The sequence below is a fragment of the Leucobacter aridicollis genome, assembly GCF_024399335.1.
In the GTDB taxonomy this organism is placed as follows: domain Bacteria; phylum Actinomycetota; class Actinomycetes; order Actinomycetales; family Microbacteriaceae; genus Leucobacter; species Leucobacter aridicollis_A.
Genome location: NZ_CP075339.1, coordinates 1,300,005 through 1,314,085 on the forward strand (window position 1 = coordinate 1,300,005; position 14,081 = coordinate 1,314,085).

The window sequence follows — 14,081 nt, forward strand, 5'->3', positions numbered from 1 at the left end:
GAGGCCATCGAACATGGGGGAGACGCCCGCGCTCCGCGGAGAGTACCAGCACACGAAACGGCGGCGCGAGCGCCTCGTTGAGCTCGTTGAAGCTGGCTCGGGCAGCGAGAACGTGCACGCCCTCGCCGATGAGCTCGACGTCTCGGTATCAACGGTGCGGCGCGATCTCGCTCACCTTGAAGCCGACGGGAAGCTCGCGCGCACCTACGGCGGGGCCATGGGAGCCGGGCGGCTCGACCGGTCCTGGCAGGTGAAATCGACCGAGCACCAGGACCGGAAGCAGGAGATCGCGCGATACGCCGCGACGAAGGTCTCGCGCGGCATGACCGTGCTCCTCGACTCGGGAACGACTGTCGCAGAGGCAGCCGCCATCCTGGGCACCCGGCCAGACACCCACCTGGTGACGAACGGGCTAAGCTCGCTGCTCGCGCTCGCCGATTCAGATGCAGACGTCACTGTGCTCGGCGGTAGGCTGCGCCGCCCGAGCGAGTCAATCATCGGAGCGGCGACGCTGCAGATGCTCCAGCACCTCACCGTGGACGTCGGTTTCCTTGGGGCCGAAGCCCTGCACCCGACGCGTGGGCTCAACTGCCCTGAGATGGACCAAGCTCTCGTGAAGCAGCTCATGTCTGACAACTCGAAGCGCACGTGGGTGCTCGTCGACTCAAGCAAGCTTGAACGGGAGGCACCGTTCTCGTACTGGGCCCCGGTTGCCGCAGGCTGTGGCGTCATCACCGACTCGCGCGCAACCGATGCTCAGCTCGCGCCCTTCGTTGACGGCGGGTGGACCGTCGAGATCGCACCGGAATAGCCCGGGCCGGGCGCCGATGACCTCCCCGACCCCGGCACGTCCCCAGGCCGGCGGCGCCACTCCCCGGTAGGCTGGGTGTGTGAATAGCAATGAGCAGGCGGCGAGCGGCGACCTTCAGGCCCGCTTCGCCGAAGAGGCGTTGCCGCTCCTTGACCAACTCTTTGGCGCCGCGATGAAGATGACGCGGAACCAGCAGGACGCGCAGGACCTCGTGCAGGAGACCTTCTTGAAGGCATTCCAAGCGTTCTCCTCGTTCGAGCAGGGTACGAACCTCAAGGCGTGGTTGTACCGCATCATGACGAACAGCTACATCAACACGTACCGCAAGAAGCAGCGCCAGCCGTTCCTCGGCGCCGTCGAGGAGCTGGAGGACTGGCAGCTCGGTGGAGCCGAATCAACAACGGCCATGGCCTCGCAGTCTGCTGAGGCGGAGGCAATCGACCGCACCCCGGATTCGGTCGTCACGACCGCCCTCAATGATCTCGCCGAAGACTTTCGGATGGCCGTCTACCTCGCAGACGTTGAGGGGTTCAGCTATCAAGAGATCGCCGACATTCAGGGCGTGCCGATCGGCACGGTCATGAGCCGACTGCACCGTGGGCGGGCAAAGCTCAGGCAGGTCCTCGGGGAATACGCCAGGGAACAGGGCGTTGGACTTGATAGAGCCGACACGGCAACACAGACATCAACCAAGAAGGGAGCCGCGCGATGAGTGACTGCGGGTGCGACAAAGCCAAAGCCAATATTTATGAGTTGCTGCGCGGTGAGCTGTGCGCAGAGGAATCAGCCCCAATTCGTGAGCACCTCGAGCACTGTACCGACTGCCAGAATGAAGAGAGCGTCTGCGCGCGCTTGACCACCGCGGTTCGCCGCGCATGCGAGGAAGAGCGCGACGGCGCCGCGCCGGCCGACCTGCGCGACGCGATTCTCCGCGGCCTCTCGGTCTAGCCGGGGCTCGCGGCCCTGCCCGTTCGGGCGAGGGACTCAGCCTATGCTTCGTCGCGCCAGCCTGTGCAGACATCGACCCACCCGAGGGCGTCGCTCAACTCCTCGAGCTCCGCGATCGTGAGCTCGACGGCTGAGTTTGCACTGCCAGCTGCCGGAAACACCGTGGCGAAACGTCTGAGTGACTCGTCGAGGTAGACGCGCGCGTCGTCGGGGTTCGCAAACGGGCACACGCCGCCAACCGGGTGGCCCGTGAGCTGTTCGACGTCGTCGAACTTCAGCATGCTCGGCTTTGCCCGAAACTCACGCTTGAACATGCCGCCGTTGACCTTCGCGTCGCCCGCGGCGACGACGAGGATTGCGCCAGGCACATCGGTCGTGCTCGCAAACGCGAGCGTCTTCGCGATGCGGGCGGGCTCCGTCCCTGCCTGCTTGGCGGCGAGCTCAACTGTGGCGCTCGACTCGGCAAACTCGAGGATGGTGCCTGTCCAGCCCTGCGCGAGTAGGTCAGCGCGTACGGTGTCGATGCTCATATCTGATCCTCCGATTCCTGCGGTGTTGGCTTAGCCGCGCCAGGTCGTGTCGGGAAGCTGCAGCCGCGATGCGACGAGCTCCCTGGTGTACGGGTGCGTCGGGGCTGCAAGAAGCTCCGCGGTAGGGCCGTCCTCGACGATCCTGCCACCCTGCATCACGATCGTGCGCTCCGCGAGCTGCGGGACGATGCCGAGGTCGTGTGTGATCGTGACGAGGGTGAGCCCGAACTCGGCCCGAAGCTCGGCAAGAAGCCCCAAGACGCGTGCCCGCACGAGCACGTCGAGCGCGCTCACCGGCTCGTCGCCGACGAGTAGCTCCGGGCCGTGCACGATCGCACGGGCGACCGCGATACGCTGACGCTGCCCTCCTGAGAAGGCGTCGGGGTAGCGGGTTGCGGCGCTCGCTGGCAGCCCGACGCGTTCGAGTACCGCGCGAACCATTGCGCCGTGCTCCCCCTGGAATCCTGCGCCCTCGAGGGACTCCGCCACCGACTGTTCGATTGTGCGGCGCGGGTTGAACGACGAGTACGGGTCTTGGAAGACGAGCCCTGTGCGGCGTCGCAGCCAGCCGAGGTCGCCCGATGTCGGGTCGACCTCCCTGCCCGCAAACTTCACGGTTCCCGCGGTCGGCTTGCTCAGTCCGAGGAGCTGCCTGATGAGGGTTGTCTTCCCCGACCCCGATTCGCCGACGATCGCGACGCTCTCGCCGCGCTCGATTGTGAGCGAGGCGCTGTCGAGCGCGCGCACGACTTGACCGCGCTCGAACAGCTTCCGCGCGGGCGTGCGAAACTCCTTCGACACGTTCGCGAGCTCGACGAGCGGGTGCCCGGCCTCGCGCGCGCGTTCAGCCGCGTCGGGAAGGTTCAGCTGCCCCGTCCAGGGGGTGCTGCCCGTCCACTGTGCCGCGGGCGGTGTCTGCTCATTCATGCAGCTTCCCCTCCCGCTGCCGCGATGAGCGCCCGCGTGACCGCGTGGGTCGGGCGCTCGAGAATCTCGCGCACGCTGCCCTGTTCGACGATCTCGCCGTCGGCGAAGACGAGCACGCGCTCTGCAACCTGGTTCACGACGGCGATGTCGTGGGTGATACAGACGAGTGAGCACTCGTCACGGTCGGTGATCTCGGTGAACAGCTCGAGGATTCCCCGCTGCACTGTCACGTCAAGCGCGGTCGTCGGCTCGTCGGCCAGCAGTAGACCCGGAGACGCCGAGATCGCAGCCGCGATCGCAGCGCGCTGTCGTTGACCTCCCGACACCTCGTGTGGGTAGGCCCGCACGATGCGTTCAGGATCGCGGAGCCCGACCTGGTGTGCGAGCCTGAGCGCCGCCTCCCGCCGCTCCCCGCGATCGAGATGGTAGTGGAGAGCGAGTGCCTCGGTCATCTGGACGCCGAGCCGACGAAACGGGCTGAGAGCGGTCTTCGGTTCCTGGAACACCATTCCGATGCGGTCACCTCGGATCGCAGCGAGCTCGCGGTCCGACAACCCCAGCAGCTCTCGGCCGTTCGCCCGCACCGAGCCGCTCACTGTCGCCTCGCGGGGGAGTAGGCCAGCGATCGCGAGCGCCGTCATCGTCTTGCCCGAACCGGACCCACCTATGATTCCGAGGCGTTCACCAGCCTCGAGGCTGAAGCTGATCCCGTGCAGGATCTCAGTGCCGCCAATGGCTACTCGGAGATCTTCGACAACGAGTTCCGTCGCGCCAGTCTCAAGCTGATCGTGCTGTTCGCTCACCTGGGCACCTCCGCTGTCTCGTCGGCTGGGTCACGCATGTCGAGAGCGTCGCGGAGCTGGTCGCCGAACAGGAAGAACGCGAGCACTGTCACGGTGATCGCGAGGCCTGGCCAGACCACCGTCTCCGGGTAGATCGACACGAAGCGCTGAGTTGAGGCGAGCATGCCGCCCCATGATGGAACGTCTTTTGGAGCACCGAAGCCGAGGTAGCTCAGGCTCGCCTCGGCGAGCACGGCGGTCCCCATCGTCCAGGTGACCTGCACAATATAGATGGGAAGCACGCTCGGAATGAGGTGGCGAAACAGGATCCGAGTGCGAGAGAGCCCTGCAACTTGAGCCGCGACAACGAAGTCAGCGCCCTGCACCTGTCGAAACTCGGCGCGCAGCACGCGGCCCATGGAGACGCCAAACGCGATCCCGAGCGCGGCGACGACGATCGGGATGCCGCTGCCGAAGACAGCAGTGAGCATGATCGCGAGCAGCGTCGTTGGGAAAGCGACGAGCACGTCGATACCCACGGCCACGACTTCCCTTACTGGGCGCTTGCCGAGGCCGCCGAGGAGCGCGAGCAGAAAGCCGATGACGCTCGCAAGCACGCCGGTTCCGAGCGCAACCCCGAACGAGACGCGGCTGCCAGCGAGGAGGCGCGACGCGATGTCGCGGCCGCTGCCGTCTGTGCCGAGCCAGTGCTCGGCCGAGGGCGGCAGCCAGACATTTCCTGTCGCGTAGTTTGGATCCTGTGGGAGCCAAAAATAGGAAGCGATCGACACGCACGCGACGAGGGCGAGTACGACAACCGCGAAGACACCGACGGGCCTTCGCAAGACTTTTCGGAGGGTCTTCATTCCTCACCCTCCGCTCGGAGCCGGGGGTCGATAATGCGGTGCACCACGTCGACGAGAGCCCCCATGACGAGAATCACGGAGGTGAGTACCAGGAGTGTTGACTGGACCTTCGGGAGATCACGCTCGCCAACATCCGAGACAAGCATTGTGCCAAGTCCCGGCAGGCTAAACAATTGCTCGACAACGACGGCGCCGACGAGCAGCGCCGCGGCCTGGAGTCCAAGCATCGAGATGATCGACAACCCGACCCCGGGAAGGCCCTGCGTGAGGAGAGCGCGAAGGCGCGAGTTTCCCTGCGACATCGCGGTGCGCACGTGGTCAGCGTCAAGCGCGCGCAGCGTTGCGCTGCGCACAAGTCTGAAGAGGATCGCACCCTCAATGAGCCCAATTGTGAGCGCAGGCAGCACGAGCGATCTGAACGCATGGAGCGGTCTCTCCCAGCCGTCGAGCGGGAACCCCTGAGAAGGAAGCCAGCCGAGCCAGGAGGAGAGGACAAGCGTGCCGAGGAGTCCCGCCCACACGACGGGGATCGCCGACGCAAGCACGCTCGATGCAGACACGAGCTGGCCGAGGGGCGTCGAGTTGCGGTACGCCGCAAAGACACCGAGGGGGAGCGCGACGAGAAGCACGACCGCGAGAGACATGATCGTCAGCGGAATGGTGACCTCAGCTTTCTCAGCGAGCTCCGCCGAGATCTCAGTCCCTGTGACAACCGAATGCCCGAGGTCGAAGCGCAGCACGCCGCCGATCCAGTCGACGTACTGAGTGAACAGCGGGCGGTTCAGACCGAGCTGCTCGCGCAAGTTCTCAACCTGGGCTGGGGACGCCTGGGTGCCGCCGATGACCTGGGCGACGTCGCCTGGAAGAATTCGCAACGTTGCGAAGATGAGCACGCTCGCGACGAGCCAGGCGAGAGCCAGGAGTCCTGTGCGGCCAATGATGAATCGCGTCACGTTCCGAGACTACTCATTCTGGGGCCTCCTGTGTGCGTTGGGACGAGACGTGTTCGGGCCCAGAGAGCGCGCAATAGGCGGCCTCCAGGCCCGAACGGTCGAGACTCGCTACTCGTCGATCGAGACTCCGGCGAGGCTGACTCGGGCGTTGGTGTTCACGCTCGGGAAACCAGTGACCTTCGTACTGATGACATTTGTTGGGGTGTAGTTGAAGAGCCACTTCGCGGGAGCGTCGTCCGCGATAACGCGAGCTGCGTCCTCGAGAAGCTTCGCTTCTGCGTCCTCGTCGGTACTTGCGAGCGACTCGGCGTACAGGCGCTGCACCTCTGGGCTGTCATAGCCGAAGTAGTAGTCAGGGTTCGCGTAGTTGCCGAGGTCGCGCGCCTCTGCGTGATCAACATAGCTGAGGTCAAAGTCGTGGTTCGAGTAGACGTCGTTCAACCACGTCGGGAACTCAACAGGCTTTACCTTTGCCGAAACGCCGACCTCGGCGAGCTGGCTTGTCACCATGTCGAGCGCTGCGGTGTCGTAGAAGTTCGGCGACGTGATTGTGAGGCTGAGGTTGGACTGGCCGGCCTCTGCGAGGAGCGCACGCGCAGCCTCGGGGTCGTAGGCGTTCACATCGGTGAGATCGACATATCCGGGCTCAAGCTTTGTGATGGGGCTGCCGAGCTGCACAGCGTCGCCGTTTTGCGACGCGACAAGGGCTTCGCCGTTGATTGCCATGCTGAGCGCCTTGCGCACTCGAGGGTCGTCGAAGGGGGCACGGGCGCTGTTGTACGCGAGCGTGAAGACATCGGCGCTATCTGCACGAACCATCTCGAAGTTCGCGTTGCCCTCGAACTCGGCGCGCAGTGGCGAGAGCAGGGCCGTGTGCACGTCAATGTCGCCGTCCTTCAACGCGTTCACTGCGGCGCGGCCCTCGGGGAAGAACCTGAAAGTTGCGCGGTCTACGAGTGCTGGCTCGCCCCAGTAGTCAGCGTACTTGTCAAGCGTGATGCTGTCGCCCTGCTTCCACCTGGTGAACGTGAACGGGCCGGTGCCGTTGGCAGAGTTTTGGAGGCCGTCGGTCGAACCGCCTTCGAGAATGACGCCGGCCGAGCCTGCGAGCTCCCAAAGCAGCCGCGAGTTTGGCTGTTCGAGCACGATGCTCACGGTGTTGGCGTCGACCTTCTCGACGTTCGCGGCGAACCCGACCGAGTCGGTCGTGAGTGCCGTCGAAAGCGAGGAGACAACGTCGTCGGCAGTGAGTTCGGCACCCGAGTGGAAGGTGACGCCCGAGCGCAGCGTGAACGTGTATTCGAGCCCATCAGAGCTGACCTCGGGCATCTCTGTCGCGAGAACAGGAACGATGTCGGCGATGCTGCCTGCCTCGATGCCAACGAGGCCCTGGTAGACGTTGTCGATGAGGACCTGGCCGGTTGCGACGCCTGCGTCGTTTCTCACATCGAGGCTCGTCGGCTCGAGAACCAGCCCGACAGCGAGCTCTTTTCGCGAATCGCCGTCGGCAGTCGGGCGGGTGAGTGCGAAGTACGCGGCGACGGCGGCGATGAGGCCGACAAGGATGATGACGCCGATGACGATGGGCGTCTTTGAGCGCGTGCGCTTCGTGTACGTCGGCGACTGCGGGTTCGACTCACTCACGGTGACTCCTCGGGTCGATCTGCTCGGCAGATAGGGCTGTATGGGAGCCTGCGTTAGCTCATGGCGAACGCAGACGGGATCAGCGCGGGCGTGGTGCGCACTGAACGCCTGCGCTTCGCTGCGCGGGTGTCGAGGATCGAGACTACGCTGGGCGCACTCGAAGTTGCGTAGCGACGACGACCTTGTTGCAGTGTTGTTACGAACCGCGCGGTCGGTTCCTGCCCGCGGAGGCTAGCGGATGTAACCGCCGTCGCGAAGCCCCGCCTCGACCTCGAACCTGTTGACGAGCGGGTCGCGGCCGGCGAGGAAGTACAGCAGTGGCATCGCGAGGCCATAGCGGCGCCACTGACGGCGGTGGACCTGCTCGTGCCTGAGGATTGCTGGGCTGACATTCGCGTCGGTGAGATAGCAAGCCCCGACGCAGCTGCCGCCTCTGCCAAACGTCCAGCGCGGCATGCCACGAAACACCCACAGCCCGTCGATGCGCTCGACGGCTCCCGTCGACCAGATGCTGCCCCAAATGAAGCCGACGGCAGTGGCGTAGGCGTACCCGAACCATGCGAACGGGAGATTGCGCCGCGCGCTCGGGCGCGAAACCGCCACTTGGGCGTCACCTGTCACTTGCTGCCGCCTGACACGAGGGCGGCGAGCAAGCGCAAGACCGTCGGAGAGTCGTCTGAGGCGATGTCTGAAGTGGCTGGCGCGAACTCGCAGATCGCGGCACCCGCGAGTGACGCCTCGGCGACGGCAGCGCGCACGGCAGCGGCGAGATCGGCGACTGCGAGGCCGAACGGCACGGGGGAGTGCACGGCCGAGAACTCGGCAGGGTCAAGCACATCGAGGTCGATGTGTACGTAGACGCTCGTCGCCCCAACCTCGGCGAGCCAGCCGCTCACTGCCTCGGCGGGGCCCTCGGACGAAGCTGCGAGGCGGCGGATGCCGAGCTCGTCGATCGCATGCATTTCTTCAGGATCGACCTCGCGCGCGCCAACAAGAAGCACGCGGCTCGGCGCGACAGGATGCGTGGCGTTCAGGTCCGCTATGCCGAGGCCGAGCGCGTGCCTCAGCGCCATCCCTGAGGCGGCGCCAGAGGGCGACGTGCTCGGATGCTGCAGATCCGGGTGCGCATCGAACCAGATCACGGCGACGTCAGGGTCGCGCTCGACTGCGCGGTCGAGGCCGGCGAGCGTTGAGGCGCAATCGCCGCCGAGCGTGATTGCTGGCTCCTCTGCCGTGCGCAAGATCTCGCGGGCCGCGTCGCGGGCAGCGACAACCGAGCTCAATCGTGCGACTGGCGTCCCGAGCGCATCGCCCGCCTGCTGCGGCACGGCAACGTCGAAGCGCGCCGCTGGCGGCAGGTCCTCCCTGAGGTGTGCCGCACCGTCAGTGATCAGCATCGCGCGCGAGGACGAGGAGCCCTGCCATTCGGGCATCAACAAAAAGATCGATTTGGTCGGCTCAGCCATCGCACCCACCCTTAGCTATGTGATTCCCTCAGCCTACGCCGGTGTAGCTGAGTCAGTGCCCGACAGATACAAAATCGATGAGTTCCTCGACGCGGCCGACGAGCTGGGGCTCGAGGTCGCGGAAGTTTCGCACTCTGCCCCTGATTCGCTGCCACGCCTCGGCCGTGTCGGCGAGGTCTTCAGACGGCCACCCGAGCGCGCGGCAGATGCCCGTCTTCCAGTCAATGCCGCGCGGAATCTTCGGCCACACGGTGAGCCCAAGCCGTTCGGGCTTCACCGCCTCCCAGATATCGATGTAGGGGTGACCAACGATTCTGACGTGTTCTCCGTGCGGCTCTCGCGCGATGGCCTCTGCGATCCTCGTCTCTTTCGAGCCCGTGACAAGGTGGTCAAGCAGCACGCCCGCTCGGCGCCCCGGGCCCGGCTTGAACTCGGCGAGCACCTGCTCGAGATGATCTGCGCCGTCGAGTAGCTCGACAACGATTCCCTCAATACGCAGGTCGTCGCCCCAGACCTGCTCAACGAGCTCGGCGTCATGCTTGCCCTCGACAAAAATTCGGCTCGGCATTGCGACACGGGCCCGCTCGAGCGGCGCCGCGAACGATCCAGACGCGGTGCGCCGGCGCGCTTGGGACTTCTTCGGCGGAACAAACTTCACGGGCTTGCCATCGACGAGGAACGCGTCTGACAGCGGAAACCCGCGCACCGCGCCATCGAAGTCTTCAAGCTTCAGCACGCCGTCGCGAGCGTCAACGACTGCGCCGCAGAACTCGGTCAGGCTGTGCTCGACGACGAGACCCTTCGTAAGCTCCACCTCGGCGCGCTCTACTGGCCCGCGGCGTGGCTTCATCCGGGCGATGGGGTCGTTGTCGTAACGGTTGTCGAACACGACACTGAGCCTAGCGAACGCGGGCCGCCGTGCGCCGCAGATACTGGGCTGCTACCGTGGCGATATGAACGCTGAAGTTTCTGAACCGCTCATCCTTGTTGCCCGCGAAGGCGCGGTCACGCGAGTGACGCTCAACCGTCCGAGGGTGATCAACGCACTCAACACCGAGATGTTTGCAGGGCTTGACGCCGCGCTTGACGCAGCCGCAGGCTCTGCCGCCATCGTGCTTGACGGCGCGGGGGAGCGTGGCTTCTGCGGGGGTGGGGACATCAAACAGATCGCATTTGGCGGCGACCCGAGGGCGCTGTTCGGCGCCGAGTACCGGGTGGACAACCGCATCAGCGCGTCCCCTGTCCCTGTTGTCGCGCTCATGGACGGCATCGCAATGGGCGGCGGCATCGGGCTTGGCGGCCACGCCGCGTTCCGCGTGGTCACCGAACGCTCGAAGCTTGCGATGCCCGAAGCGCGCATTGGGATCATGCCCGACGTCGGCGGACACTTCCTGCTTGCGCGGGCGCCGGGAAGGCTCGGCGAGTACCTCGCGATCACCGCGAACGAGATGGGTCCTGCCGATGCGATCGCGCTTGGATTTGCAGACACCCTCGTTCGCAGCGACAGGCTTGACGACCTGCGGGCTGCGCTTGCCGCAAGCGGCGATCCGGCGGCGACGCTCGCCGAGTTTGCCGAGCCGGTACCCGACGCGCCGCTCCTGGCCGTGCGCGAATGGTTTGATCCCATCGCCGACGCGGCGCTCACGAGCGTCGACGCGGTGACGGACCCTGTCGGAGCGAGCGTGGCACTGATTCAGGCGCTTGAGGCGAGCCCGCTGCCCGTCGCGGCCGAGACCGCGGCACTCGTTCGCGGCATGTGTCCGGTCTCGCTCGTCGTGAGCGTCGCGCAGATTGCGCGGACGAGGGCCGAGGGCCTCACCGTCGCCGAGGTGCTGGAAGACGATTACCGCATCGTGCCCAGGCTCGCTGTGTTGCCAAACTTCGCTGAGGGCGTGCGTGCGCAGCTCGTCGACAAAGACCGCAACCCGAAGTGGGTGCCCGCGCGAGTCGAGGACGTCAACCCTGACGAGATCGCCGCGATCCTTGCGCCCCACGACGCTGGGCAGTCTGGCCTCGGCCTGTAGCGGGCGGGAGCTGGCTGCGACGCGATCTGGGCCGCGCGGCCGAGCTACCCTAGTGGAATGACAGTGGAGCACGATCGGTCAGCTCGACCGGGCGGCCGTGGGCGGCCCCCGCGAGGGGCCCCCAGGGAGTTCCCCGTTGAGCTCGACCGCGAACTCGAGACGCCACTGCCTGTGCAGCTCGCGGCCGCGCTTCGCGAGGCAATCGACGCTGGGACGCTGCGGCCTGCAGAGGCAGTTCCGGCGACCCGTGAGCTCGCCCGCCGAATTGGCGTGGCGCGCGGCGTCGTCGTCGCGTCCTACGAGCAGCTCATCGCAGAGGGCTACCTCGTCGCGACTCACGGGCGCGGCACCGCCGTGAACCCGCAGCTTGAACGCATGTCTGCGCCCGCTGGCGGGCGAAGCGACGCGCAAGGCGCGAGATCCGGATCGGCGCCCGGGGTTTCAAGCAATCGGAATGCCACCGGCACCCCTGGCGCGGACGACGGAGTGCTCGGCCGCGCCCCGCTCGCCCCAGGCGAGCCGATCCCGAGCGCGATCAACAGCCCGGCGTGGCGTGCTGCCTGGCGGGAGGCGGCGGCTCGGGCCCACGTCGTCGCCCCGGCGCTCGGAGACGACAGGCTGCGCGCTGAAATCGCAGACCACCTGCGCAGAATGCGCGCCACGGCGCGGTCCGCGGGAGACGTCATTGTGACCGCGGGTACACGCGAGGGGCTAGGCCTGCTGCTCACCGCACTCGGCACGACGCGCGGGCGCGGCCTTGTTGTGGGCGTCGAAGATCCCGGTCTGCCCTCGCTGCGCGGCGTCGCTGCCCGCCACGGCGCCCGCATCGTCGCACTCCCTACAGATAGCGCGGGGCTCGACACCGCGCGCCTCCCCGAGGGTGTGCTCGACCTCGTCATCGTCACGCCGAGCCACCAGTACCCGCTCGGCGGCTCCCTTCCACTGGTCCGCAGGCGAGAGCTGCTCGACTGGGCGGGGCGGGGCGGCGTTGTGGTCGTTGAAGACGACTTCGACTCAGAGCTTCGCTTTACAGGCAGCCCGCTCCCGACGCTCGCCGCTCTTGACGACGACGTGGCCGGCTCAGTCGTGCTGCTTGGTACGTTCTCCCGCACCGTCGCGCCATCGTTGTCTGCTGGCTACATGCTTGCCCCCGCAGGGATCCGCGCGCTTGTTGAACCGGTGCGCAGAGAACTCGGCGGCCCCGTGTCGTCGGTCGTGCAGGTCGCCCTCGCGCACTACCTCGCAACGGGGGAGCTGCGCAGGCACACCGCTCGCTTGCTTCGCCGCTACGCCGAGCGCCGCGACCTTGTTTCGGAGCGGCTCGCCGGGACACACGGGGTGCGCGTCAGGCCGATGGACGGCGGTCTGCACGCAGTCATCGAGTTCGTCGGGCAAGACCCCGCGGACCTGCGGGACAGGGAGGAGGCGGTTGTACGCCTCACCCGCAGAGCCGGACTCGGCGCTGAACCACTCGGCGGATATTGGCAGCGCAACGGCGCGGGAATGGCTGGGCTCGTGATCGGGCTCGGCGGGCCAGACGATGTCGCATTTGACGAGGCGCTGCGCTCGCTCGCCGCGGTGTTGAGGGAAGCCTAGCCGCCAGGCGGTACCGAAAGGGGGCGGCGCCTATCGCACATCAGCCTGTGGGTGGTCGAACGTGACGCGGTACGCTTGTCGGGTGAGCGTTGACAACATCACTGCGAGTATGCAGAACTACCTCAAAGTGATCTGGAGCCTGGCCGAATGGTCAGATACCCCGATTACGAATTCGGCGATCGCAGAGTCGGCTGGGGTGCGTCTCTCCACAGTGTCTGATGCGCTTCGTAAGCTCGCCGACTCCGGTCTCATCGACCACCAGCGCTACGGCACCGTCACCCTCACCGACGAGGGGCGTGAGCTCGCCGTCGTCATGACCCGCAGGCACCGGCTCCTCGAGACCTTCCTCGTTCGCGTGCTCGACTACTCGTGGGACGAGGTGCACGACGAGGCCGACAGGCTCGAGCACGCAGTCTCCGACGAGATGGTGAATCGGATCGACCGCGTACTCGACTACCCGACCCGAGACCCGCATGGCGACCCGATCCCGAGCGCGGACGGCCTCGTACACAGGCCAGCGGCCCAGTTGCTTACCGACATCGCCGCACCGTGCCGTGTGCGCGTCGAGCGGATCTCTGACGCCGACCCAGAGATGCTCCAGTACTTCGCGTCCCGCGGCATCATCGTCGACGCCGAGCTTTCGTTGCTCGAGGGCGAGCCGTACTCCGAGACGACAGCTGTCGAGGTGAACGGATCGGGCACGCATGTGCTGCTCGGCAAGGCCGCCTCAGATTCCGTCTGGGCCTCACCCCTCGTGTGAGGCATGCCGCCACAGGCGTGCTTTGGCTGTGCCAATTGGGGCACCCCTCACTGATACCTTTCGTAAAGGAATGCTTCCCCGCGCACGGCGATACGAGATAATAGGAAAAGTGTCTTGAGAGGAGGCGGAGTTGGGCTGGTTTTCCAAGCGTAAGCGGCAGGCGCAGCCGCCGCGCCGCCTCCCGAAGCGCGTGCTCGCACCCGTTGAAGAAATTGTTGAGCAGGGCCTGCTCGTTGCCGACGTCGCCGTGCGCATGACCGTGAAGAACGCGATCATTATGAACGCGCTCAAAGAACACGCGGACTACGACGAGGCCCAGATCTTTGAGATGGTACGTGACTCGCTGAACGAGCTCGCCGCCGAGCGGGAGCGCGACGCGAGACATATCTCGCGGGTCAGGGGTGAGATCAAAGACACAGGCCGCAGCTCGTGGAGCGAGACCGAGTACGGCAATAGCGACAGCCGCACGCTGCGGCACCGGCAAGAGGTGTACGAGCAGGTCGCGGCCGAGCTTCGGGCTCGAACCGAAAACGATGAGTACCTGCGGGCGACCGTCGAGCGGGCGCGCGGGCTCGCGTGGTCTGAGATTGGCGACTCGCTCAAAGAGCGCGCGAGCCATCCGTACTACAGCGGTGGGCACGACGATGACTACAAGGACCATCGCGACGAGCGCATTCAGCAGCTCATCGAGAAGGATCTCACGTCGCTCATCAAGCAGCAGAGCCCGAAAGCGAGCCTCAAGGACCGGATCAGGCTCAAGAGCTCGAAGTAGCC

Annotated in this window: 15 protein-coding genes and 1 pseudogene; 7 read left to right on the forward strand and 9 right to left on the reverse strand. The window is 66.1% G+C overall.

Features of this window, described 5'->3' with window-relative positions; translation table 11 throughout:
* Nucleotides 1–13: 13 nt before the first annotated feature.
* From KI794_RS05800 to KI794_RS16280, 3 genes and pseudogenes are all read left to right on the forward strand, one after another.
* Nucleotides 14–811 (forward strand): DeoR/GlpR family DNA-binding transcription regulator, encoded by a 798-nt coding sequence (locus KI794_RS05800; RefSeq protein WP_119282912.1) that lies wholly within the window; start codon nt 14–16, stop codon nt 809–811.
* Nucleotides 812–890: 79 nt separating this feature from the next.
* Nucleotides 891–1,523 carry a sigma-70 family RNA polymerase sigma factor gene (locus tag KI794_RS05805; RefSeq protein WP_255809452.1) on the forward strand — a complete coding sequence of 211 codons (633 nt, stop codon included), beginning with the start codon at nt 891–893 and terminating at the stop codon, nt 1,521–1,523.
* Nucleotides 1,520–1,627 (forward strand): annotated as a pseudogene (locus tag KI794_RS16280) (zf-HC2 domain-containing protein); the annotation flags it as partial. The gene KI794_RS05805 and the pseudogene KI794_RS16280, both read left to right, overlap by 4 nt.
* A 173-nt stretch (nt 1,628–1,800) precedes the next feature.
* Here the strand turns inward: KI794_RS16280 and KI794_RS05815 are convergent.
* From KI794_RS05815 to KI794_RS05855, 9 genes are all read right to left on the reverse strand, one after another.
* Complete coding sequence (locus KI794_RS05815) at nt 1,801–2,289, reverse strand: YbaK/EbsC family protein (protein ID WP_119282915.1); 489 nt, start codon at nt 2,287–2,289, stop codon at nt 1,801–1,803.
* 30 nt (nt 2,290–2,319) lie between these two features.
* Nucleotides 2,320–3,216 (reverse strand): ABC transporter ATP-binding protein, encoded by an 897-nt coding sequence (locus KI794_RS05820; RefSeq protein WP_119282916.1) that lies wholly within the window; start codon nt 3,214–3,216, stop codon nt 2,320–2,322.
* Nucleotides 3,213–4,019 (reverse strand): ATP-binding cassette domain-containing protein, encoded by an 807-nt coding sequence (locus KI794_RS05825; protein ID WP_119282917.1) that lies wholly within the window; start codon nt 4,017–4,019, stop codon nt 3,213–3,215. Before KI794_RS05825 ends, KI794_RS05820 begins: the two co-directional genes overlap by 4 nt.
* Nucleotides 4,016–4,864 (reverse strand): ABC transporter permease, encoded by an 849-nt coding sequence (locus KI794_RS05830; RefSeq protein WP_119282918.1) that lies wholly within the window; start codon nt 4,862–4,864, stop codon nt 4,016–4,018. The genes KI794_RS05825 and KI794_RS05830 overlap by 4 nt, the downstream gene beginning before the upstream one ends.
* The gene (locus tag KI794_RS05835) at nt 4,861–5,817 is read right to left on the reverse strand and encodes an ABC transporter permease (protein ID WP_119282919.1); all 957 of its coding nucleotides are present in this window, start codon (nt 5,815–5,817) and stop codon (nt 4,861–4,863) included. The genes KI794_RS05830 and KI794_RS05835 overlap by 4 nt, the downstream gene beginning before the upstream one ends.
* A gap of 108 nt (nt 5,818–5,925) precedes the next feature.
* Nucleotides 5,926–7,461 carry an ABC transporter substrate-binding protein gene (locus tag KI794_RS05840; protein WP_119282920.1) on the reverse strand — a complete coding sequence of 512 codons (1,536 nt, stop codon included), beginning with the start codon at nt 7,459–7,461 and terminating at the stop codon, nt 5,926–5,928.
* 231 nt (nt 7,462–7,692) lie between these two features.
* Entirely contained in the window at nt 7,693–8,064 is a 372-nt protein-coding gene (locus KI794_RS05845) for a Fe-S oxidoreductase (protein ID WP_255809453.1), read from the reverse strand.
* Between the two features lie 14 nt (nt 8,065–8,078).
* On the reverse strand, nt 8,079–8,927 hold the full coding sequence (locus tag KI794_RS05850; RefSeq protein ID WP_119282922.1) for an arginase family protein: 849 nt from the start codon (nt 8,925–8,927) through the stop codon (nt 8,079–8,081).
* Between the two features lie 52 nt (nt 8,928–8,979).
* Nucleotides 8,980–9,816, reverse strand: coding sequence for a DUF3097 family protein (locus tag KI794_RS05855; protein ID WP_255809454.1), 837 nt, complete (start codon nt 9,814–9,816; stop codon nt 8,980–8,982).
* Nucleotides 9,817–9,880: 64 nt separating this feature from the next.
* Here KI794_RS05855 and KI794_RS05860 point away from each other — a divergent pair, with 64 nt between their 5' ends.
* The 4 genes from KI794_RS05860 (at nt 9,881) to KI794_RS05875 (ending at nt 14,079) form a co-directional block, all read left to right on the forward strand.
* A complete protein-coding gene (locus tag KI794_RS05860; RefSeq protein WP_255809455.1) occupies nt 9,881–10,951 on the forward strand; it encodes an enoyl-CoA hydratase/isomerase family protein in 1,071 nt (356 codons plus the stop codon).
* Between the two features lie 57 nt (nt 10,952–11,008).
* Nucleotides 11,009–12,547, forward strand: a complete 1,539-nt coding sequence (gene pdxR, locus KI794_RS05865) for a MocR-like pyridoxine biosynthesis transcription factor PdxR (RefSeq protein ID WP_119282925.1) — start codon at nt 11,009–11,011, stop codon at nt 12,545–12,547.
* Between the two features lie 82 nt (nt 12,548–12,629).
* Nucleotides 12,630–13,307 (forward strand): metal-dependent transcriptional regulator, encoded by a 678-nt coding sequence (locus tag KI794_RS05870; RefSeq protein WP_304941402.1) that lies wholly within the window; start codon nt 12,630–12,632, stop codon nt 13,305–13,307.
* Nucleotides 13,308–13,437: 130 nt separating this feature from the next.
* Nucleotides 13,438–14,079: an asparagine synthase gene (locus tag KI794_RS05875; RefSeq protein WP_119282927.1), complete on the forward strand. Its 642-nt coding sequence runs from the start codon at nt 13,438–13,440 to the stop codon at nt 14,077–14,079.
* Nucleotides 14,080–14,081 lie beyond the last annotated feature (2 nt).